Raw genomic sequence first — 22,833 nt, forward strand, 5'->3', positions numbered from 1 at the left:
ACCTACTATAAATTAACTCATAAGAACACAAACAGGTCATTTTGACGTGAACCAGCAATTCAACCTTACACAAGTTGCTCTAGAGCTTGCTCAAAGTACACTACACGAGCATAGCTTTGATCAATTACTAGCAACGGTTGAGCGGGTTATTCCTAGTGATGCAAGTGCGTTACTAGTGCTTCAGGGCGAACAATTAAAACCCCTGGCAATTAAAGGGTTAATGCCCGACAGTTTAGGCAGACGATTTAAAATAGTAGAACACCCTCGCCTAGAAGCTATTTGCAAAAGCACACTCGCGCTTCAATTTGCGCACGACTGCCCACTACCCGATCCATACGATGGATTGCTATTAGCTAAAACCGGCGACATACCGGTACATGCATGTTTAGGTTTACCTCTTTATGATAAAAACGCGCTACTTGGCGTACTTACGTTTGATAGCCTTAACGCTAATGCATTTAACAGCATAAGCGCTGATACACTCAATACTTTACAAACGCTGTGTAGTGCGCACTTTAAAACGGCCTTAGAACTTGCCCACTACAAACAGCATGCACAGCACTCAAGTGCATTAGTACAAGAACTAAATCGTGAAGCATTAACACGTGACGGCGGTGAAATTATTGGTCAAAGCCCGTTAATGCAAACACTTAAAAACGACATTAAACTCGTTGCAGCATCTAACTTTAGCGTGCTTATATTAGGTGAAACAGGGGTAGGGAAAGAACTTGTTGCGCGTAACATTCACTTAAATTCAGCTCGAAAAGATCAACCGCTTATTCACTTAAATTGTGCCTCACTTCCCGAAAACCTCGCCGAAAGTGAATTTTTTGGTCATTCTAAAGGGGCTTTTACAGGCGCACAAAATTCGCGCCAAGGTAAATTTCAGTTAGCTGATGGCGGCACGTTATTTTTAGATGAAATAGGCGAACTACCCCTTGCCATGCAAAGTAAACTATTACGAGTGCTACAAAGTGGCGAAATACAAACGGTAGGAGAAGACACGCCAAAATACGTAAATGTACGCGTTGTTGCTGCAACCAACAGAAATTTAAAAGAAGAAGTAGCTCAAGGTCGCTTTAGAGCCGATTTATACCATCGCCTCAGTGTCTACCCTATTACTGTGCCACCACTTAGTGAACGCGAGCACGACATAACACTCTTAGCTGGTTATTTTATTGAGCAAACAGCCCGTAAATTAGGGATAAAACAATTAAAACTAAGCCCCGAAGCGCAAGCATTGCTTAATCAGTACAACTGGCCAGGTAACGTGCGCGAGCTTGAACACGTCATTAGTCGCAGCGCTCTAAAAGCAAAACAAAGCCAATGGCAAAATCCAATAATAACCATTACAAGCGAGCACTGTGATTTAACACCAAGTGCGCCGAAAACCTCCCTAGCAGCAAGCCAAAGTACAACCAACACCTTAATCAACCAACCTTTAAAGCAAGCTGTAGAATCGTTGCAATACAACGTAATTACTGAGCAATTAAAACAGCATAACTACAACTGGTCAGCAGCAGCAAGAGTACTTGAATTAGATAGAGCTAACTTAGTACGCTTGGCTAAACGCCTAGGGATAGAAGTAAAAAAAACACTATAATCATTTAAAACATAGCTAAAATGCGGCTAATACCAATCTGCTTATATATGGGGTCTATTTAACGTTAAGAAAATTACGCTAGAACTAGGCAAAAATTTTTGTATCTAGTTGTTCTAAATAAAAAATTTTTAACGACGTTATAGTGAAATTTAATTCGTTAAATTGATCAAAGATTTATGCAGGTTGGTATAAAACTATTGATTAGCAGCTAACTTACTAAAATGTGTTTTTAGCAACCCTGCAAAAGCTTGCACTTTAGCAGTGCGATGCACTAAGTGATGCGTGACTAACCATACATCGGTAGGCCAGCTTAACTCACTGTGCAATATAGGCACTAAATCAGGGTATTGCGCCGCTACGTCATGCTGTAATCCGCCTATGCCTAAACCTTTAATAATTGCGCGAGTCGCTTCTGCGGTTTCAGATACTCGCAGCTTAATTTGCGATGCAGGAATATGTTCATCAGCCCATGCAAAATAAGGCACGCGGGCATTAAAACCTGCCACGCCCGATACAAAGTTATGTTGTTGTAAATCAATTAATAATTTAGGCATACCGTATTTATTAATGTAACGTTTATTAGCGTATAAACCCGATGAAAGCTGCGCCAAATGCTGAGCAATATAATCGCCTTCATCAGGTCTTGGGCCTGCACGCACTGCAATATGTGCTTGTCCGTGATCGAGCCTTAGCCTTTTTTGTTCTAAAATAACCTCAAGCTGCACTTGTGGATGTAGCGCCTGAAATTGCTCACATACATCACCAAGGACATCCATGAAGCCACTTACCGTCGTTAGCAACAAACTACCTCTAAGGGTGCTATCGGCCGCTACTATATCGTTATGTAACTGCTCTAAGGAGCTATGGATTGTTTGTGCTGTTGCAAATAACTTGGTGCCAATTTCAGTAACCTTGTAGCCACGAGCATGGCGATGAAAAAGCCGTGCATTTAAGTTTTTTTCAAGATTATTAATTCGCCTAAGCACTGTGCTGTGGTGCACATTAAGCTCCTCGGCCGCTGCTGTTAGCGTGCCTAACCGTGCTACTTCGAACGCAACTTTAACGTCTTGCCAATCTTCAAATTTTATCGCCATGCTGCCTACCTTTTACTTATGTGCATATACGCACACAAGTGTTGCGTTTATTAGGGTTTTCTACAAGTGAAATTTTGCTACATTAGACATGTAACTTAAAACATTAAAAGGCCACTACCATGTCAGCACCAAAAATTATCGCCCTAGCTGGAAGCCTTCGCCAAGAAAGCTTTAATCAAAAAATTATTAATGAGGCAGCACGTTTTGCTCTACAAACAGGTGCTGAAGTAGAAGTAATAAAACTAAATGAATTAAACATCCCACTATTTAACGAAGATATTGAAGCGCAAGGTACACCAAGCGATGTACAGCTTTTAAAAGACAAGCTACGTACAGCCGACGGTATTTTACTAGCAAGCCCAGAGTACAACGGCTCTATTACCGCAGCGCTAAAAAATGCGATTGATTGGGCATCGCGCACAGAGCAAGGTGCTGTTCCTGCTTTTCGTAATAAAGTGGTCGCTTTGTTTGCAGCATCGCCTGGTGGGCTTGGCGGATTACGCGGTTTAAATCATGTGCGTGATATATTAAGCGGCATTGGATCGTTAGTACTTGCCGATCAACTTGCAGTACCCGCTGTGCACACATTGTTTAATGAAAATGGGCAAATAAATGAACCTGTAACGGCTGAAAAAGTATCAGCCCTCGCTCATCAGTTAGTAAGCGTTGCAAGTAAGTTAAAATAACTTGCACGCACGCCTACTTACTTTGTCGCTGCTATTTTGGCGGCGATAAAGTCGGTATGCGTTACATATAAAAGCCCTGCTACTTTACGTATAACGTAGTCTTCTTGGGGATCTATTTCTCCATCGGCATACGCTAAGCGCCATAATAATTCTATTATTTCTATTCGCTGTGCCGCGCTGCAATGCTCATTAATCTGTTTTGAAAACTGAAAGTAATCTATCGAATCATCTAAGCTACTTGCCGCGTTATTAGTAAGCTCATTAACCTCAATATCTGTTAAATTAAAATACTTTTTTAAGGTTACAGTCAGGGTTCGTTGTTCATCATGTTCATCATGTTCAAGCTTGGTATCTGCACGCATAACTTCAATTAATAATGCAGCAACAGCTGTTTTTAAATCGTGCTCTTGCATACTTGGCTGCTGTTCATCGAATACAGCAAAAAGTTGTTTTATTTGTTTGAACATCACACTTTCCCTTTTTGGGTGTTAGACTAATACGTAAAGAAATCGACCTTATTACTCTTATTAATGGGTATAAAGTTCGCAAATTAAAGGATACATTTTATGAAAGGAATAAACACACCACGCTTATTTATAGGCGCTACGCTGGTGGCCCTTTCGAGTGCAAATACTGCACTTGCTGAAAAAGCCGAAACCGAGAAGCTCTACGACTTTGATAACAAAGTACATTACTACCAAACACAAATTGGCAAAGACAATTATAAAATAGAAATCCAGTCAGACGATTACAAACACTTTACCAATCAAAGTGTATTTTTATTGCGCCATGCTGACCGTCTATGCCGCGGCAATACCTTTATGTTGAAAGTACTTGAAGGCGTGCAAGAGTACGAACGTTTTCCAACAAAACCACGCGCTTACCAACCAGATTTAAGTGTTTTACTCCAATGCGAAACTAAAGAAGATACAAGTAAGGGTAAGTAACCTTAGTCTTTATAACCCCAAGGTGCTGATGGTGGAGTAATCGGTTTAGTTAAATCAAAATCCACCTTAAACTCACGTCCTTGGCGAATTAATCGATAAGTAAATACTTCTGGGTAAATATACATTTGCCATGTATTACCTACAGACTGCGCAAGACCTTGTTTTACAAATAACTCTTTAGAGTATTGGTCTGCTGGAAACGACTGTATCTGCGCAGACCCTGCATCAAGCGTATGGCCACCATACATAGTTGATGCGTCGTCTGTTCCATCTTTATGACGATGATCGTGCTTTAAACTCAAGCCGCTACCCGTTTTAGTTATGATCCACGTACGTGATGCATCGTCTCCTACATGAAACGGTACTTGTAACTCAGTCTCACTACATTTACGTACATGCATAACCAGTTTTTTATCTGTAAATGAGCTTGGGCCTTTCGCGTTATCTACTGCTACTTCACCTTCAAAAGCTTTACCGCAATGCGCTGCAATACTATTAAAAAAGGCATCATGAGTAGGAATAGACACTAGCGGTGCAGGGCGTGCAAAAGCTGTCGATGAAGCAAGTAATAAAGTTGCTGCAGTTAATAATTTCATTTGTTTCTCGTTATAGTTATTTTAAAACACCTGTAATAGTACAGTTTTCTTAAGTACTTTATTAGAAGTATCTATATAAAAATGAGAACAGGACAACTAGATAAAATTTTAAGTAATGCTTAACGACTAAATATTAATTGCACACTCCTAGATGTGATTTTAACGTCGGGAGTCGCTGCACTCGCCCGACCTACCTGATGGATGTTGCTGTGAGTGGATGCTAATTACGTGTATTTCACTTTTCTGCAGACGTAAAAAAGCCCGACTATTTCTAGTCGGGCTCTCTACAATTTGTAGTCGGTGCGCTACGCAGTAGGATGTCGTAGTGCCCACAGCGATGGAGAGTTACATAGCAAATGCTACACTATCGTTGTGTCGCGATATGAGTGTATGTTAATTGCGCATATTTCACTTTTCTGCAGACGTAAAAAAGCCCGACTATTTCTAGTCGGGCTCTCTACAATTTGAAGCCTGGTAATGTCCTACTTTCACATAGCAAATGCTACACTATCATCGGCGCTGTTTCGTTTCACTACTGAGTTCGGCATGGAGTCAGGTGGGTCCAAAACGCTATTGTCACCAAGCAAATTTGGGCGTTAATTCGTATCTCTACGCACTAACTGAATTTGGAAAATATCTGATAATATTTTTTAAGTCTTTCTAAGTAATATCTACTTTAGTCATATTAACTTCTGTCTAAACTGTCGCATAAAACGCGTTTGGCGTTGTATGGTTAAGCCTCACGGGTAATTAGTACAAGTTAGCTTAATGGCTCACACCACTTCCACATCTTGCCTATCAACGTTGTAGTCTTCAACGGCCCTTCAGAGACTTTAAAAGTCTAGTGAGAACTCATCTCGAGGCCTGCTTCGCGCTTAGATGCTTTCAGCGCTTATCAGTTCCGAACGTAGCTACCGGGCAATGCCATTGGCATGACAACCCGAACACCAGCGGTTCGTTCACTCCGGTCCTCTCGTACTAGGAGCAACCCCTCTCAATTCTCAAACGCCCACGGCAGATAGGGACCGAACTGTCTCACGACGTTCTAAACCCAGCTCGCGTACCACTTTAAATGGCGAACAGCCATACCCTTGGGACCGACTTCAGCCCCAGGATGTGATGAGCCGACATCGAGGTGCCAAACACCGCCGTCGATATGAACTCTTGGGCGGTATCAGCCTGTTATCCCCGGAGTACCTTTTATCCGTTGAGCGATGGCCCTTCCATTCAGAACCACCGGATCACTATGACCTACTTTCGTACCTGCTCGACGTGTCTGTCTCGCAGTTAAGCTGGCTTCTACCATTACACTAACCGTACGATGTCCGACCGTACTTAGCCAACCTTCGTGCTCCTCCGTTACTCTTTAGGAGGAGACCGCCCCAGTCAAACTACCCACCAGGCACTGTCCGTAACCCCGATTCAGGGGCCAACGTTAGAACATCAAAACTACAAGGGTGGTATTTCAAGGTTGACTCCACAACAACTAGCGTCGCTGCTTCAAAGTCTCCCACCTATCCTACACATGTAGGTTCAATGTTCAGTGCCAAGCTGTAGTAAAGGTTCACGGGGTCTTTCCGTCTAGCCGCGGGTACACAGCATCTTCACTGCGATTTCAATTTCACTGAGTCTCGGGTGGAGACAGCGTGGCCATGGTTACACCATTCGTGCAGGTCGGAACTTACCCGACAAGGAATTTCGCTACCTTAGGACCGTTATAGTTACGGCCGCCGTTTACCGGGGCTTCGATCAAGAGCTTCTCCCTAAGGATAACCCCATCAATTAACCTTCCGGCACCGGGCAGGTGTCACACCGTATACGTCATCTTGCGATTTTGCACAGTGCTGTGTTTTTAATAAACAGTCCCAGCCACCTGGTCACTGCGGCTCCCGTCCGCTTAGAGAGCAAGTCTCATCACAGATAGGAGCGTACCTTCTCCCGAAGTTACGGTACGATTTTGCCTAGTTCCTTCACCCGAGTTCTCTCAAGCGCCTTAGTATTCTCTACCTGACCACCTGTGTCGGTTTGGGGTACGATTCCATATAATCTGAAGCTTAGAGGCTTTTCCTGGAAGTATGGCATCAACAACTTCATCACCTTAGTGACTCGTCTCGTGTCTCAGTCTTAATAGCAACCCGGATTTACCTAAGTCACCAACCTACTCACTTTCACATGGACTACCAACGCCATGCTTGTTTAGCCTGCTCCGTCCCCCCATCGCAATTATATCGAGTACAGAAATATTAATCTGTTTCCCATCGACTACGCCTTTCGGCCTCGCCTTAGGGGTCGACTTACCCTACCCTGATTAACATGGGATAGGAACCCTTGGTCTTCCGGCGTGGGAGTTTTTCACTCCCATTATCGTTACTCATGTCAGCATTCGCACTTCTGATACGTCCAGCATACCTCCCGGTACACCTTCAACCGCTTACAGAACGCTCCCCTACCACTCAGAATAAATTCTGAATCCGCAGCTTCGGTGCATAGTTTAGCCCCGTTACATCTTCCGCGCAGACCGACTCGACCAGTGAGCTATTACGCTTTCTTTAAAGGATGGCTGCTTCTAAGCCAACCTCCTGGCTGTCTGGGCCTTTCCACATCGTTTCCCACTTAACTATGACTTTGGGACCTTAGCTGGCGGTCTGGGTTGTTTCCCTCTTCACGACGGACGTTAGCACCCGCCGTGTGTCTCCCGGATATTACTTTACGGTATTCGGAGTTTGCAAAGGGTTGGTAAGTCGGGATGACCCCCTAGCCTTAACAGTGCTCTACCCCCGTAAGTATTCGTCCGAGGCTCTACCTAAATAGATTTCGGGGAGAACCAGCTATCTCCCGGTTTGATTAGCCTTTCACTCCTAGCCACAGGTCATCCCCTAACTTTTCAACGTTAGTGGGTTCGGTCCTCCAGTTGATGTTACTCAACCTTCAACCTGCCCATGGCTAGATCACCGGGTTTCGGGTCTATACCTTGCAACTAGTCGCCCAGTTAAGACTCGGTTTCCCTACGGCTACCCTATTCGGTTAACCTCGCTACAAAATATAAGTCGCTGACCCATTATACAAAAGGTACGCAGTCACCCAACAAGTGGGCTCCTACTGCTTGTACGTACACGGTTTCAGGTTCTATTTCACTCCCCTCACAGGGGTTCTTTTCGCCTTTCCCTCACGGTACTGGTTCACTATCGGTCAGTTGGGAGTATTTAGCCTTAGATGATGGTCCACCTATATTCAGTCAAAGTTTCACGTGCTCCGACCTACTCGATTTCACTTAAAATGTCTTTTCATGTACGGGACTATCACCCTGTATCGTGGCACTTTCCAGAGCCTTCCATTAACACATAATAAGCTTAAGGGCTGTTCCGATTTCGCTCGCCGCTACTTTCGGAATCTCGGTTGATTTCTTTTCCTACGGGTACTTAGATGTTTCAGTTCTCCGCGTTCGCCTCGTTAACCTATGTATTCAGTTAACGATACCTGTAAACAGGTGGGTTTCCCCATTCGGAAATCCTAGTCTCAAGCGCTTTTTACTAGCTTGACTAGGCTTATCGCAAGTTAATACGTCCTTCATCGCCTCCAACTGCCAAGGCATCCACCGTGTACGCTTAGTCACTTAACCATACAACCCAAACGGGTCTTTGTTTTGTGACAGTTTAACTTCGCCAGAAGTCAATATTGAATACTAAAGTAGATACCAATCAATCAACTCATAAGAGTTAACTAAATGGCACTGAATGGTACTGCTACCATTCTTTTTTTACTTTTGAAAACTCTTGATAAATACAATGTATTCATCAGAATTTTATTATCAGCTTTTCCAAATTTTTAAAGAGCATATTAATTAGTTATCCCGAAGGACACGCACTAATTAACAATCATCTGTGTGGACACTACGAACAAATAAGTTCTAAATCGTATAAGGAGGTGATCCAGCCCCAGGTTCCCCTAGGGCTACCTTGTTACGACTTCACCCCAGTCATGAATCACTCCGTGGTAAACGTCCTCCCGAGGGTTAGACTATCTACTTCTGGAGCAACCCACTCCCATGGTGTGACGGGCGGTGTGTACAAGGCCCGGGAACGTATTCACCGCGTCATTCTGATACGCGATTACTAGCGATTCCGACTTCATGGAGTCGAGTTGCAGACTCCAATCCGGACTACGACGCACTTTAAGTGATTCGCTTACTCTCGCGAGTTCGCAGCACTCTGTATGCGCCATTGTAGCACGTGTGTAGCCCTACACGTAAGGGCCATGATGACTTGACGTCGTCCCCACCTTCCTCCGGTTTATCACCGGCAGTCTCCTTAGAGTTCTCAGCATTACCTGCTAGCAACTAAGGATAGGGGTTGCGCTCGTTGCGGGACTTAACCCAACATCTCACAACACGAGCTGACGACAGCCATGCAGCACCTGTATCAGAGTTCCCGAAGGCACCAAACCATCTCTGGTAAGTTCTCTGTATGTCAAGTGTAGGTAAGGTTCTTCGCGTTGCATCGAATTAAACCACATGCTCCACCGCTTGTGCGGGCCCCCGTCAATTCATTTGAGTTTTAACCTTGCGGCCGTACTCCCCAGGCGGTCTACTTAATGCGTTAGCTTTGAAAAACAGAACCGAGGCTCCGAGCTTCTAGTAGACATCGTTTACGGCGTGGACTACCGGGGTATCTAATCCCGTTTGCTCCCCACGCTTTCGTACATGAGCGTCAGTGTTGACCCAGGTGGCTGCCTTCGCCATCGGTATTCCTTCAGATCTCTACGCATTTCACCGCTACACCTGAAATTCTACCACCCTCTATCACACTCTAGTTTGCCAGTTCGAAATGCAGTTCCCAGGTTGAGCCCGGGGCTTTCACATCTCGCTTAACAAACCGCCTGCGTACGCTTTACGCCCAGTAATTCCGATTAACGCTCGCACCCTCCGTATTACCGCGGCTGCTGGCACGGAGTTAGCCGGTGCTTCTTCTGTCAGTAACGTCACAGCTAGCAGGTATTAACTACTAACCTTTCCTCCTGACTGAAAGTGCTTTACAACCCGAAGGCCTTCTTCACACACGCGGCATGGCTGCATCAGGCTTGCGCCCATTGTGCAATATTCCCCACTGCTGCCTCCCGTAGGAGTCTGGGCCGTGTCTCAGTCCCAGTGTGGCTGATCATCCTCTCAAACCAGCTAGGGATCGTCGCCTTGGTGAGCCATTACCTCACCAACTAGCTAATCCCACTTGGGCCAATCTAAAGGCGAGAGCCGAAGCCCCCTTTGGTCCGTAGACGTTATGCGGTATTAGCAGTCGTTTCCAACTGTTGTCCCCCACCTCAAGGCATGTTCCCAAGCATTACTCACCCGTCCGCCGCTCGTCAGCAAAGTAGCAAGCTACTTTCTGTTACCGCTCGACTTGCATGTGTTAGGCCTGCCGCCAGCGTTCAATCTGAGCCATGATCAAACTCTTCAATTAAAAAGTTTTATGTCTTTCGACAGCTCAATGAATTCTGAATTTTTGTTTTTGTTGCCAAAAACGAATTGACTGTGCGTTATTATTTTCACTTTTAAAAAGTAAAATCAAAACAGCTCAAGGCTGAATCTTTTAATAACATATGGTCACTCAGTTTCAATTGAGACTCTAATTTGTTTGCCTCGCTACCTAAGTAGTTTGGCTGTTAGAACTCAATCTGTACGAGTGCCCACACAGATGATTGCTTTATATTGTTAAAGAACGTTGCGATTATAAAGTTGAACTTTACCTCGCTAGGGCTGCGCATATTACGCTTTCCTATTTTTTTGTCAACACTTAAATTTAAACTTTCTAAAAAGATTCAATCTAAGTTTTACTTAACACTCTGAGTTGTTCATGCTTCGCTATGCGTTGCTGTTTCCCGTCTCAGTGGGGTCGCATTATAGGGAGATCCGAAAACAGATCAACCCTTTTTTGAAGAAAACTTGAAATAATGTGCTGTTCGCACATATTTACATCGAAATGGTTACTTTAAACACTAAAAAGGCCCTGATGGGCCTTTTTAATTAGTTTACTATGAGCTTCCAGCCAAGTTTTCCTTGCTGTTTAGACTCTTGTTGCAGCTCACTGGCCATTAATGGATGATCTTTTAACCAGTTACTTTCAAACTTAAGGTCTAAGACTTCATTTTTAGCAGTTAACTCAAACTTAGGCAGTACATCATCTTGTCTGCGCATTGATAAAATGACTGCTATTCGTAGTAATCTCACTATATATTGCGCTAATAGACTATTTACGCCGAGTGAATTAAAACAACCTTTTGGAAAATCAGATCGATGTGCATCTGCTACCGCTACTATTAATTTATGCTCTGACTGTGAAAAACCAGGCATATCGGTATTTTCCAAAATATAAGCGGTATGTTTATGGTACTGCTTATACTCTATTAGTAATCCAATCTCATGAAGCTGCGCTACCGCTTTTAATAGTGGTAACCCATTTAAGCTTTCAATCGGCCAATCTTTATCAATACTCAGCGCTAACTGCATTGCCAAGCTTGAAACTCGACATGCTTGTTTTTGATCAACATGATAACGGCTCATAAACCCATCAACAGTGCGTTTGCGAATGTCGTTATTATGAAACTCCGGAACCATGCTATATAAAACACCTTCACGCAGTGCTCCACCCGCCAATCCCATTTTTTCTATTTCAAGAGATTCAAATAGTGCGATTAAGATTGCAAGTCCTGATACAAATACCAGTCGACGGTCTTCACTTAACCCAGGAAGGTCTAGCGCTGCAATAGTGCTAAATGCAATTGCTTGATCTTTTATAGTGTTGAGCTTTTCAAGTGTAAGTAAGTCGTCAAGATTTTGCGCGACCATAATTTCTTGAATTGCTTGTACTGTACCAGAAGCTCCAGATGCAATTTGCCATCCAGCTGCTTTATACTCTGGAGAAATTTCATCAATGACTGTACGAGCCGCTTTTATTGCTGCGTTAAAGTTACTCTTACTTAGTTGGCAATCTTTAAAATAGCGTTCAAGATAAGTAACACACCCCATATTGAGGCTTTTGTAATGTAGGGCATCAAATGCTTTACCAATTACAACTTCTGTACTTGCACCACCAATATCAATAACAAGCTGTTTGCCAGTACAAGATGAAGTATGGGCAACACCTTTATAAATTGTGCGCGCTTCTAATTCTCCGCTAATAACATTAATGTTATGACCTAGAATTTTTTCGGCATGATTTTTAAATACGTCGGCGTTAGTTGCTAAGCGTAAGGTAGCTGTTGCTACTATGGTGATGTTTTTGTCTGGGATATCTTGTAGACGCTCAGCAAAAAGGGCAAGGCATTCCCAGCCTCGCTGCATTGCTTCAGTGCTTAATACGTTTCCTTTATCAAGCCCTGCGGCTAATCGGACTTTGCGTTTAACACGTCCAATTGTTTGTAGACCGCCAGCAATTGATTTGGCAATAAGCATATGAAAGCTATTTGAGCCCAAATCAATAACTGCGTACACATTTTTTTGCGGTTTAAGTTGCCCCACCGTTCAAAAACCTCTAGTTACTACTACTTATACAAACGGTCGCTTACGACCGTCCTTTTTGGTAACTATTATTTGGGCGACGTCCGCTGTTATTACTACGGTTACGTGGACCTGTTGAATAGTTGCGCTTTCTTTGAATAATAGGCTGAGTTAAATCATCTAGCAATGCTGTTTTATCATAATGTGATAAAGGAATGCTGTGCTCTATATATTCTTCAATTTCATGCAGGTTGTATGCATATTGCTCACATGCAAAACTAATTGCGTGGCCTGATGCACCAGCGCGGCCAGTACGGCCAATACGGTGAACATAATCTTCACAATCGTCAGGTAAATCAAAGTTAAACACATGACTTACTTCTGGAATATGAAGACCACGCGCTGCAACATCGGTCGCAACTAAAAAGTCTAAATCACCTTTACTGAATTGCGCTAATATAGTTTGGCGTTTTTTCTGGTTAACATCACCAGTAAGCATACCTACACGATGACCGTCTGATTTAAGCCAAGCATATACTGTTTCACAACTATGCTTGGTATTTGCAAACACGATTGCTTTTTCTGGCCATTCTTCTTCAATTAAGGTTAACAACAGCTTAATTTTATCTTCTTGCGAAGGATGAAATAGCTCTTCTTGAATACGTTTACCCGTTTTAACGTCAGGTTCAATTTGAACATGCTCTGGGTTTGTCATGTGCTCAAAAGCTAATTCTTGTACGCGGTACGATAATGTGGCAGAAAATAATAAGTTTAAACGCTTTGATGTATCTGGCATACGATCGAACATATAGCGAATATCTTTGATAAAACCTAAATCGAACATACGATCGGCTTCGTCCAGCACGACTACCTCAATTTCATTAAGGGTGTAACAGCCTTGCTTATACAGATCAATTAGGCGACCTGTAGTACCAATTAAAATATCAACGCCTTTTTCTAGTTGTGCACGTTGTTTTTCGTAATCTTCGCCACCATATACTAAACCTAAGTTAAGATTACAGTGCGGCGCTAAAATTTTAGCATCTTTGTGTATCTGAATCGCAAGCTCCCGAGTAGGGGCCATGATCAGGGCTCTTGGATGTTTACTAGGTGCTTTGCTAGATTGTAATAACCGATGGCACGTGGCAGTTAAAAACGCCAACGTTTTGCCTGTACCCGTTTGAGCTTGGCCCGCGATATCGCGTCCATCACAAATAAAAGGTAGGCATTTTGCTTGAATAGGTGTGCAATATTCAAACCCATTCTCGGTTAAACCGGCAACCACTTCCGGTGCGATAGCAAAGTCTGAAAACTTTTTATCGGTTAAATGTGTCTTAGTCATAGCGTTTAAGCATAACGTTTAAACTTGCAATAAGAAACAAGAGTGTTTAAATACGCACTAAATATTTCGCCTAACTAAATCGGAGAGCGCAATGAGCGAGAAAATAATCCAAATTACTGACGATAGCTTTGAAGCTGACGTATTACAATCAGACAAACCAGTACTAGTTGATTTCTGGGCTGAATGGTGTGGACCTTGTAAAATGATCGCCCCTATTCTTCACGAAGTTGCTGATGAATACGACAGCCGTGTGACTGTTGCTAAATTAAATATTGACCAAAATGCTGGCACACCGCCAAAGTTTGGTATTCGTGGTATCCCTACTTTACTTCTTTTCAAAGATGGTCAAGTAGCTGCAACGAAAGTAGGTGCTCTTTCAAAAACTCAACTTATCGAGTTTTTAGAAAACAACATCTAACGGTAAGCTAGAACAATAAAAAGGGCTTTTTTGCCCTTTTTTAAATTTATTTTGTATAAAGACTGGACGCTTTGCCAGTGAACTGCTAGTTTATAAAGCCAACTAATCCTTAGTTATATTCAACAAACCTCACTCAACGATCAAAGCGATTTTGAGTATGACAACTGTAATAAAGAACCCACCAATATGCATTTACGCGAATTAAAAGACAAGTCGATTAAAGAGCTTGTAGACTTAGCTGAGTCCATGGGGCTCGAAAACGTAGCCCGCTTAAGAAAGCAAGATATCATTTTTGCCATTCTTAAATCCCATGCCAAAGGCGGAGAGAATATCTTCGGCGGCGGTGTATTAGAGATTTTACAAGATGGTTTCGGCTTCTTAAGATCATCAGAAGCCTCTTACTTAGCTGGGCCAGATGACATTTATGTTTCACCTAGCCAAATTCGCCGTTTCAGCATGCGTACTGGCGATTCAATTTCAGGCCTTATTCGTCCACCTAAAGACGGTGAACGTTACTTTGCTTTACTCAAAGTAAATGAAGTTAACTTTGATAAACCTGAAAACTCTCGAACTAAAATTCTTTTTGAAAACCTTACTCCACTACATGCAAACGAACGTTTTCGCATGGAACGTGGTAACGGCAGTAAAGAAGATATTACAGCCCGTGTACTTGATTTAGCATCTCCTATTGGCCGCGGCCAACGTGGCTTGTTAGTAGCTCCGCCAAAAGCGGGTAAAACAATGCTACTTCAAAATATTGCGCAATCAATTACGCATAATCATCCTGATGTAACATTAATGGTTTTACTTATTGATGAACGTCCGGAAGAAGTAACAGAGATGCAACGCCTAGTTAAAGGTGAAGTTATTGCATCAACGTTTGATGAACCAGCTTCTCGTCACGTACAAGTTGCCGAAATGGTTATCGAAAAAGCAAAACGCCTAGTTGAACATAAAAAAGATGTTGTTATCTTATTGGATTCAATCACTCGTTTAGCACGTGCTTATAACACCGTTATTCCTTCATCAGGTAAAGTACTTACTGGTGGTGTTGACGCTAACGCATTACATAAACCTAAGCGCTTCTTTGGTGCTGCACGTAACGTTGAGGAAGGTGGTAGCTTAACAATCATAGCTACAGCTCTTATCGATACCGGCTCTAAAATGGATGAAGTTATCTACGAAGAGTTTAAAGGTACTGGTAACATGGAACTTCACCTTAACCGTAAAATTGCGGAAAGACGTGTATTCCCTGCTATCGACTTTAATCGTTCAGGCACTCGTCGTGAAGAATTACTAACAAAACCAGATGAGCTTCAAAAGCTTTGGATTTTACGTAAAATTGTTCATGACATGTCAGAAATTGATGCGATGGAATTCTTAATCGATAAACTATCGATGAGCAAAACCAATGATGAATTTTTTGATTCGATGAGACGCCAATAAAGCGTTTTAGCTGAATAAAAAAAGCGCCTAAGGCGCTTTTTTTATGTCGGGATCAAACACAGTTTAACTTTCGTTATACTTTTTAAGTACACTCTGCAGCGTATCAACGAGCGCTTTAAAGTCATTCGCACTACTTTTTTGGGTCCTGCGTAAAAGGGCTCTATCTAAACTTTGAGCCGATTGCGCAATTTCATCTAAACCAAACATTTGCGCCGCTCCTAAAATGCGATGACTATCTTTTTGTAGCGCGGCTAAATCTTCACTTATAAAATGCTGAGTAATCGTTTCACTCTCCAAAGCAAAGCTTTGCTTAAAACTTATCACAAGATCGCTCATATCAACTTCATTTTGCTTTGTAATTGGCTGATCTTCTGCATTATGTAGGTGACTAGAAAGCGCTTTATAAAATGACTCTTTATCTATCGGTTTACCTAAGTAACCACTAAACCCTAATTCTAAATAGCCATCCACTTCATGACTCATAGCATTTGCAGTTAAAGCAAAAATAGGCCGCTCAAAACCACACTGTTTTAATAGCTGAAAAGCAGAACGCCCATCCATCACAGGCATTTGAATATCGAGTAGCACTAAATCAGGATACTCTTTTAAGCACTGCTCTACCGCTTGCTCACCGTTTTCAACGGCAATAACCTCGAGCCCCATTGAACGTAAATAGCGGCTTATTAACCTTCGATTATCAGGGTGATCTTCTGCAAGTACAACACGCCCTGCCAATTGCTTATTTACCTTTGGAGCGCTTTGAGTTTCAATCAGGCTTTGCGATTTATTTACTTCTGCGCACGGTAAAAAGAACGAAAACTGACTGCCCTTTTTGTATTCGCTTTGTACACTGATATAACCGCCCATCATCGCGGCTAATTGTTGCGATAAGCTAAGGCCTAACCCTGTCCCCCCAAAGCGACGGCTAATACTGTTATCAGCTTGGCTAAAGCATTCAAAAATAAGCTTTAACTGTTTAGAGCTCATACCAATACCGGTATCTTTTACAATAATCACTAGCCCTTGTTCACTCTTATTTAAAGCAATAATGATTTGGCCAGCGTGAGTAAACTTAATAGCATTAGCACATAAATTTATAAGAATTTGTTTTACGCGTATTAAATCCAGTTTAGTGTAAAACTCATTACCCACTTGATTGTCTAAAATGAGGCGTAGATTTTTTGCTTTTGCTTGAGTGATAAACATTGCATGTACGTCATTTACAAGCTCTACAATATCAAAGCACGAAATATTTAACTCTAATCTATTGGCTTCAATTTTACTTAAATCGAGTACATCATTTATTAAGCTTTTTAAATGGTCACTGTGACGCTGAATTACTCTTAGTTCATCTTTAAGTGACTCAGGCTCATATAATTCATTAATTAAAGCATCTGTTTGCCCTAAAATAGCCGTTAGTGGAGTGCGGATTTCGTGGCTAATATTGGCCAAAAACTGGCTTTTAACATCGTTAGCTTCTCTTAGCTCCTGTGCTATTGCCTGTAACTCGGCAGTGCGCTGCGTAACTTGCTCTGTTAACTGCTGCTTAGCACGTTTTTCTGCGCCACGGCGGTAAAGCGCAATACCAGTTACAACAACCAAAAGTAATAGTAAAAAAGAGAATAAAGTAAGCTGAGAACGCTGCGACATTTTTAGCTCTTGCACACGTCGATCTTGTTTAAGTTTTTCTATCTCTTGGTTTAATTGGGTTGCTTTAAATTGATGCTGAAGTACCGCTAATGCATTTATAATTGCTGTACTTCTGAGTTTTCGTAGCTCACTAATATATTCTTGTTGCAAGGCCATTGCGCTTGAATAATCGCCTTTACTGGCTTCAAGTAGTGCTTTAGTCCCTAAACCCTCCCTAATTATTCGCTCACTGCCATATTCGTGGGCAAGTGAAATAGCTCTATCTAAACTTATTTTCGCCTCTTCTAAGTTGCCTTTAACAAACTGAATTTTACCAAGCGCATGTAGCGCATTAAGCTCTAAATTATGGTTACCTATTTTAAGCGCATAGTACTCACCTAATTTAGCTTGCTCGTACGCTTCATCTACTTTTTTTAACACTAAATTAGTATTTGCCAAGTTGGTATATTGCGTAGATAACTTATTGTAATCATTGGCTGAAATATAATAACGCAGCGCTAGCTGGTAATAATGAAGTGCTAAGTCAAATTGATTACTCTCCATATGAGCAACACCCATATTGTTGTATACCTGCGCAATACCGCTTTTATCATCTAACCGCTGATAAACTTTAAGTACATCTTGATAAAGACTAAATGCACTATCGTAGCGTGATAAGCGTATATAAACGCCAGCTATATTAAGTAATATGTCGGTTTGATCTTGCTCACTACCGTGCGCTTCGTAAATAGCTTTTGCCTTTAAGTAAAACTCTAGGGTATCGCCTAGCTTATTCATATTAAAATAAGCCAAACCAATATTATTTAGTAAATTTGCTTGTTCAAGTAGTTGTTCATTTTTTTCAGCTAATACTAGGGTGCGGGTATATTCACTTATGGCCTTTTGAAATAAGCCTTGATAAAAAAGTGCTACACCTTGCATTTTTATTGCACGAAAGTGCTCGTCAGGAAAGAAAGTATCTGAAGTGTTTTTTTCTAATAATTTAAAATAGTGTAAAGATTCTTTAAAATTATCAGCCGATAACGCACTATTACCTAATGCCGAATAAACAGCGACACGCTCTTTTTTAGAAACGTTTTTATTAGCAAGTAACGTATTTGCTAATTGTAATTTAGGCTCCCACTGCACTTCGTTTTTGAATTGCTCAAATAACGAATCACTATTTTGGGCATAGCTAGGAGCTATTAGTACACAGCATATAGTAAATAAGAGGCATTTAAACTTGCCCAGCATAATTTTAATCCTTCAAACCGTTACTTATATCAGTGTAATCTTTATTGAAGATACACTAACTACTAGGGCCTAAACAATGCTTAACCCACTGATTGATGAGATTTTTGAGCTGATATTAACAAGGCAGGTTTGGCAAGTTCATACTTTAGCAGCAGAACTGACAAACCGCAGCGCAATAACAACACTCGATAAAAGCCCTGAACGTGATTTATTTAAACGTAACTTTTTAATTATGAATGCATTGTACCAACTGCAGGCACAATTACGCCCTCAAAGTTTACTCATTTCAACTCTGCATATCGAGCTTTTAGAAAAAGAAGATAATAGTTTAGTAACAACGAACGAAAATTTGCGAGATTATTATTTAGATTGGCGTAATTACGATACCGGTGAAGAGAAAATTGATGAGCTTTTGAATAGTTTTTGGCGTCAGTTTAAAACGACATCACCACAACAAGTATTAAATGACAATGAATTTAAAGCGTTGGCTTTAGAATGGAAGTTACCTGAAAATTTCACTCTTAAAAACGTTCAAAAGCGCTGGAGACAACTTGCATTACAGATGCACCCAGATAAACCAAATGGTTGTGAAGTTAAGTTTAAAAAAATAAAATTACAATACGAGCAGCTAAAGGTAGCTGCTCGCTAATTTGTTAATTTAGCTATTTAAATTAACGAGTAAGGCGACGAGCGCGTATTTTACGCCCTTTAATGTTGCCTTCGGTTAGTTTGCGAAGTGCTGGTTTTGATGAGTTACGTTCAACAGCAACAAATGCTACGTTATCAAGTACGTTAATTTTACCTACTTGACGACCTGCAACCCCATCCTTACCTGTTAGAGCACCAAGAATATCGCCTGCACGTACTTTTTGCTTTTTACCTGAATCAATCATCAAAGTAACCATTTCAGGGCGGTACGGCGGTTTATCTAATAAATTAAACGGCGGCATTTGCTCTGGAGTAATATCACGCTCGTAATGATCGCCAATTTGTGCAATTTTAAACGCTTCAGCTTCACCGTAAATAGAACAAGCAATGCCCTTTTTACCAGCACGTCCAGTTCGGCCAACACGGTGAACATGTGTTTGCGTGTCATGTGCTAAATGGTAGTTAATAACCATATCCATGTCATCAATATCTAAACCTCGTGCAGCAACATCGGTTGCAACAAGTATTGAAGCACTTTTATTTGAAAAGTGAATTAGCGTACGTTCACGATCGCGTTGCTCTAAATCACCGTGCAATGCAACAGCGCTGAAGCCTTCGTCAGCTAAATCATCACACACTTGTTGAGTTTCTACTTTGGTATTACAAAATACAACACAGCTTTGTGGTGTAAATTTAAGAAGTAATAACTTAAGCGTTGGATAGCGCTGCTTATTGTTATCCATTTTGTAGAAGTACTGCTTAATTGTGCTTTTGGCTTGCTCTTCTTCTACTTTAACCATTTCTGGATTTTTAAGTACACGCTTAGCAATTGCTTCAATAGCTCTTGGGAAAGTAGCACTAAATAACAATGTTTGACGATTTTGTGGAATACGCTCAATAATTGCATCAAGTGTGTCTTGAAAACCCATATCAAGCATTTGATCAGCTTCATCAAGCACCAATGTTTCCACATCATCTAAACGTAGAGTACCTTTACGAATATGGTCATCAACACGCCCTGGCGTGCCAACAATAATATGCGCGCCATGTTCAAGTGAACCTATTTGCGGGCCAATTGAAACACCACCACATAACGTCAATATTTTAATGTTATGAATGCCGCGCGCTAATTTACGCATTTCTACCGCAACCTGCTCGGCAAGTTCGCGAGTCGGACACAAGACTAAAGATTGAATACGAAAGCGTTTTACGTTTAATTTAGCTAACACACCCAAGCTAAACGCAGCAGTTTTACCTGAACCGGTTTTTGCCTGAGCAATGATGTCTTTACCAGCAAGTACAGGCGGCAAACTTTGCGCTTGTACAGGTGTCATGTGGGCATAGCCAAGTGTTGATAAGTTATCAACGAGTCCAGCCGGTAAAGCCAAAGATGAAAAAGCAGTTGAAGTCACAGTAAGTTCCATAGCAATAAAATAACATGGGAGAAAGCCCCACTAATATGCAGCTTATAATAGCAGAATTCGTAATTGGCAACCATTAACAAACACATTATAAAACATGTTAATGAAAGGTGTTGAAAATGATAGTAGTTTGCATTAAGATCGCGATTGTTTTTTACATACCTGCGCTGGAAGCAATTAATGAAACTGAATTCTATTTACATAGCACTATTAGCAAGCATTACAACAAGCACATATGCAAACACTACCGACCTTGAACGCATAGAAGTAAAGGGTAGCTACTTTAACGATTACAAAGTAGATAACGCTAATGGCGCAATGAGAACATCAGCTTCATTACTTGAAACTGCACAATCTGTCACTGTAATAACCGACACTATTATTAGTGAACAGCTTGCCACTACACTTGGCGAAGTACTCACAAATGACGCAAGCTTAACTGCAGGCTCACAACAACGAAATCGTGAAGTATTTAACTTACGCGGCTTTGAGCTGAGCTCATCGACAGGTTATTTACGCGACGGTCATCAGCATTGGTCGCACTATCAGCAACCAATCGAAATTTTGCAACAAGTTGAAGTAATTAAAGGCCCATCAAGCATTTTATATGGTCAGTCAGGCCCAGGTGGCTTGGTTAACATGGTAACTAAAAAGCCTACAGCACAAACATTATTTAATGCCAGTGCCGATGTAGATCAGCATGGGTCAACGCGCTTTATGGTTGATGCTGCAGGTGCATTAACTGAATCAGAAGATTTACGTGCTCGCGGGATTTTAGTAAAGCAAGACGTTGACTACTGGCGTGAATACCAAAATGGTGAAAACCGTGAGCGTGACCGCTTTTTAGGTGCTTTAGTTGTAGATTACGATATTAGCGATAACGCATTAGTACGTGTGCATTACGACCGCACAGATGACGATGCAGGTTTAGATACTGGTGCATGGATAGATGATAATGCTAATGTAATTGGTAGCGATAAAACAATCCGTGATATGTCTTGGGCGTTTACCGATATTACCGTAGAAAACCTAGGTGTAGACCTAGAAGTATTTTTAACCGATAACTGGCAAGTAAAACTTGGCTATAACGAACAAACGTTTGAGCGCCAACGCTTTGAGTCAGCACCTCGCATGCCTAGTGGCTTTGCTGAAGGTGACAGCTATGAATCTCGTCCTTACGACCGTTTTGACGATTGGCAATTTAAAACTGCATTTATTGATTTTATTGGGGAATTTAAAACAGGTAGCTTACAGCATCAGTTTTTAATTGGCGCAAACTCGCTAGATTACTACTACGGGCAACGCCGTACTTCTGCTGACTACTTTGATTTTTCTGCAGGACAAGCAGAACCATCACGCCCATCTGTAAGTTATAAAACAGATGATACAGTAAGCGAAACTGAATACGACTATTACGGTATTTACGTTCAGGACTTAATTTCGTTCTCACCACAATGGCAATTATCGCTAGGTGGCCGTTACGATAAACAAACACGAGAAGGTGCAGATAACGAGTCATTTGTACCAAAGGTAGGTGTGCTTTATCATCCAAATACTTCGGCAACTATATATGCTAGTTACTCAGAAGGTTTTGAGCCTCAAGGTAGTGAAACTCTGATTGATGAAACCGATGTAAATAATGGCATGAAGCTAGATGCCATTACCTCAGAGCAAAGAGAGATTGGTATTAAATGGCAATTATTTGATGACCGTTTACTGCTTACAGGTGCACTTTTTGATATTAGTAAAGAAGGCACACTTGTTAGCGAACAGCTTGAGACACCTATTGGCTCATTCACAAGTGAAACAAACCAAGTGGGTGAACAACGCCATAAAGGTGTTGAAGTAAGCGCACAAGGTGCTGCTACTGACCGCTTATTTGTTATGGCATCAACTATGTATCTAGATGCTAACTTTGAACGCGATGAAGTATTGGAAGGTAAGCGCCCTACCGATGCACCAAAATGGTCGGCATCTCTGTGGACTCGTTATGAATTAAACGACGCCATTGCCATTAACGCTGGCGCTTTTTACGAAGGCGAGCGCTTTGCAGATAGCGATAATACAATTACTAAAGATGCATATACACGTGTTGATGTTGGCGCCACTTATAAGTTTAACTTAAGCAATACCGATATTAACTTACGCCTTAACATCGAAAACTTATTTGATAAAAGCTATTTAGGTGGTGGCGGCACGAGTAATGTAACTGTTGGCGAGGGTACAAATCTTCGTTTAGCAGCGCAATTTAGCTTTTAAA

The 22,833-nt window shown here is 41.6% G+C and carries 14 protein-coding genes and 3 rRNA genes; 7 read left to right on the top strand and 10 right to left on the bottom strand.

The features are described 5' to 3' along the window. Positions 1 to 46: 46 nt before the first annotated feature. Positions 47 to 1,603, top strand: a complete 1,557-nt coding sequence (gene norR, locus FFU37_RS14715; protein ID WP_138489797.1) for a nitric oxide reductase transcriptional regulator NorR — start codon at positions 47 to 49, stop codon at positions 1,601 to 1,603. Positions 1,604 to 1,797: 194 nt separating this feature from the next. Here the strand turns inward: norR and FFU37_RS14720 are convergent, their stop codons facing one another. Beyond that, positions 1,798 to 2,697, bottom strand: a complete 900-nt coding sequence (locus tag FFU37_RS14720) for a LysR family transcriptional regulator (protein WP_138489798.1) — start codon at positions 2,695 to 2,697, stop codon at positions 1,798 to 1,800. 119 nt (positions 2,698 to 2,816) lie between these two features. Here FFU37_RS14720 and FFU37_RS14725 point away from each other — a divergent pair, with 119 nt between their 5' ends. Then, complete coding sequence (locus FFU37_RS14725) at positions 2,817 to 3,383, top strand: NADPH-dependent FMN reductase (RefSeq protein WP_024605004.1); 567 nt, start codon at positions 2,817 to 2,819, stop codon at positions 3,381 to 3,383. Between the two features lie 17 nt (positions 3,384 to 3,400). Here the strand turns inward: FFU37_RS14725 and FFU37_RS14730 are convergent, their stop codons facing one another. After that, entirely contained in the window at positions 3,401 to 3,850 is a 450-nt protein-coding gene (locus tag FFU37_RS14730) for a tellurite resistance TerB family protein (RefSeq protein WP_138489799.1), read from the bottom strand. 99 nt (positions 3,851 to 3,949) lie between these two features. On the opposite strand from FFU37_RS14730, the gene FFU37_RS14735 reads away from it, so the two are divergent. Continuing rightward, positions 3,950 to 4,330 carry a hypothetical protein gene (locus FFU37_RS14735; protein ID WP_138489800.1) on the top strand — a complete coding sequence of 127 codons (381 nt, stop codon included), beginning with the start codon at positions 3,950 to 3,952 and terminating at the stop codon, positions 4,328 to 4,330. Between the two features lie 2 nt (positions 4,331 to 4,332). Here the strand turns inward: FFU37_RS14735 and FFU37_RS14740 are convergent, their stop codons facing one another. The 6 genes from FFU37_RS14740 to rhlB form a co-directional block, all read right to left on the bottom strand. Next, entirely contained in the window at positions 4,333 to 4,926 is a 594-nt protein-coding gene (locus FFU37_RS14740) for a hypothetical protein (RefSeq protein ID WP_138489801.1), read from the bottom strand. 469 nt (positions 4,927 to 5,395) lie between these two features. Next, a 5S ribosomal RNA gene (rrf, locus tag FFU37_RS14745) occupies positions 5,396 to 5,510 on the bottom strand. Between the two features lie 145 nt (positions 5,511 to 5,655). Then, positions 5,656 to 8,545, bottom strand: a 23S ribosomal RNA gene (locus FFU37_RS14750). Between the two features lie 298 nt (positions 8,546 to 8,843). Next, positions 8,844 to 10,379: ribosomal RNA gene (locus FFU37_RS14755) — 16S ribosomal RNA — on the bottom strand. The 16S, 23S and 5S rRNA genes sit together here, the layout of an rRNA operon. 563 nt (positions 10,380 to 10,942) lie before the next feature. Further along, positions 10,943 to 12,436, bottom strand: a complete 1,494-nt coding sequence (gene gppA, locus FFU37_RS14760; protein ID WP_002960939.1) for a guanosine-5'-triphosphate,3'-diphosphate diphosphatase — start codon at positions 12,434 to 12,436, stop codon at positions 10,943 to 10,945. A 43-nt stretch (positions 12,437 to 12,479) separates the two neighbouring features. Further along, positions 12,480 to 13,757 (bottom strand): ATP-dependent RNA helicase RhlB, encoded by a 1,278-nt coding sequence (gene rhlB, locus FFU37_RS14765; RefSeq protein ID WP_002960940.1) that lies wholly within the window; start codon positions 13,755 to 13,757, stop codon positions 12,480 to 12,482. Positions 13,758 to 13,848: 91 nt separating this feature from the next. Between rhlB and trxA the strand changes: the two genes are divergently transcribed. Both trxA and rho read left to right on the top strand, forming a co-directional pair. Then, on the top strand, positions 13,849 to 14,175 hold the full coding sequence (gene trxA / locus FFU37_RS14770) for a thioredoxin TrxA (RefSeq protein WP_002960942.1): 327 nt from the start codon (positions 13,849 to 13,851) through the stop codon (positions 14,173 to 14,175). Positions 14,176 to 14,361: 186 nt separating this feature from the next. Further along, positions 14,362 to 15,621 carry a transcription termination factor Rho gene (rho, locus tag FFU37_RS14775; protein ID WP_002960945.1) on the top strand — a complete coding sequence of 420 codons (1,260 nt, stop codon included), beginning with the start codon at positions 14,362 to 14,364 and terminating at the stop codon, positions 15,619 to 15,621. Between the two features lie 63 nt (positions 15,622 to 15,684). Here rho and FFU37_RS14780 read toward each other — a convergent pair whose 3' ends face one another. After that, positions 15,685 to 18,504: a tetratricopeptide repeat-containing hybrid sensor histidine kinase/response regulator gene (locus FFU37_RS14780; protein ID WP_002960946.1), complete on the bottom strand. Its 2,820-nt coding sequence runs from the start codon at positions 18,502 to 18,504 to the stop codon at positions 15,685 to 15,687. 76 nt (positions 18,505 to 18,580) lie between these two features. Between FFU37_RS14780 and FFU37_RS14785 the strand changes: the two genes are divergently transcribed. Beyond that, a complete protein-coding gene (locus tag FFU37_RS14785) occupies positions 18,581 to 19,153 on the top strand; it encodes a DNA-J related domain-containing protein (protein WP_002960947.1) in 573 nt (190 codons plus the stop codon). 22 nt (positions 19,154 to 19,175) lie between these two features. On the opposite strand, the gene dbpA is transcribed toward FFU37_RS14785, so the two are convergent. Continuing rightward, a complete protein-coding gene (dbpA, locus tag FFU37_RS14790; RefSeq protein WP_002960948.1) occupies positions 19,176 to 20,564 on the bottom strand; it encodes an ATP-dependent RNA helicase DbpA in 1,389 nt (462 codons plus the stop codon). Between the two features lie 189 nt (positions 20,565 to 20,753). On the opposite strand from dbpA, the gene FFU37_RS14795 reads away from it, so the two are divergent. Beyond that, on the top strand, positions 20,754 to 22,832 hold the full coding sequence (locus tag FFU37_RS14795) for a TonB-dependent siderophore receptor (protein WP_138489802.1): 2,079 nt from the start codon (positions 20,754 to 20,756) through the stop codon (positions 22,830 to 22,832). Position 22,833 lies beyond the last annotated feature (1 nt).

Origin of the sequence: Pseudoalteromonas distincta (assembly GCF_005877035.1) — a bacterium.
GTDB lineage: Bacteria > Pseudomonadota > Gammaproteobacteria > Enterobacterales > Alteromonadaceae > Pseudoalteromonas > Pseudoalteromonas distincta.

Excerpts from the sequence above, each read along its gene's own strand:
- trxA (WP_002960942.1), top strand. The coding sequence starts at position 13,849 with ATGAGCGAGAAAATAATCCAAATTACTGACGATAGCTTTGAAGCTGAC.
- FFU37_RS14735 (WP_138489800.1), top strand. The coding sequence starts at position 3,950 with ATGAAAGGAATAAACACACCACGCTTATTTATAGGCGCTACGCTGGTG.
- FFU37_RS14740 (WP_138489801.1), bottom strand. The coding sequence starts at position 4,926 with ATGAAATTATTAACTGCAGCAACTTTATTACTTGCTTCATCGACAGCT.
- FFU37_RS14785 (WP_002960947.1), top strand. The coding sequence starts at position 18,581 with ATGCTTAACCCACTGATTGATGAGATTTTTGAGCTGATATTAACAAGG.
- rho (WP_002960945.1), top strand. The coding sequence starts at position 14,362 with ATGCATTTACGCGAATTAAAAGACAAGTCGATTAAAGAGCTTGTAGAC.
- FFU37_RS14780 (WP_002960946.1), bottom strand. The coding sequence starts at position 18,504 with ATGCTGGGCAAGTTTAAATGCCTCTTATTTACTATATGCTGTGTACTA.
- FFU37_RS14795 (WP_138489802.1), top strand. The coding sequence starts at position 20,754 with ATGAAACTGAATTCTATTTACATAGCACTATTAGCAAGCATTACAACA.
- FFU37_RS14720 (WP_138489798.1), bottom strand. The coding sequence starts at position 2,697 with ATGGCGATAAAATTTGAAGATTGGCAAGACGTTAAAGTTGCGTTCGAA.
- rhlB (WP_002960940.1), bottom strand. The coding sequence starts at position 13,757 with ATGACTAAGACACATTTAACCGATAAAAAGTTTTCAGACTTTGCTATC.
- FFU37_RS14725 (WP_024605004.1), top strand. The coding sequence starts at position 2,817 with ATGTCAGCACCAAAAATTATCGCCCTAGCTGGAAGCCTTCGCCAAGAA.
- FFU37_RS14730 (WP_138489799.1), bottom strand. The coding sequence starts at position 3,850 with ATGTTCAAACAAATAAAACAACTTTTTGCTGTATTCGATGAACAGCAG.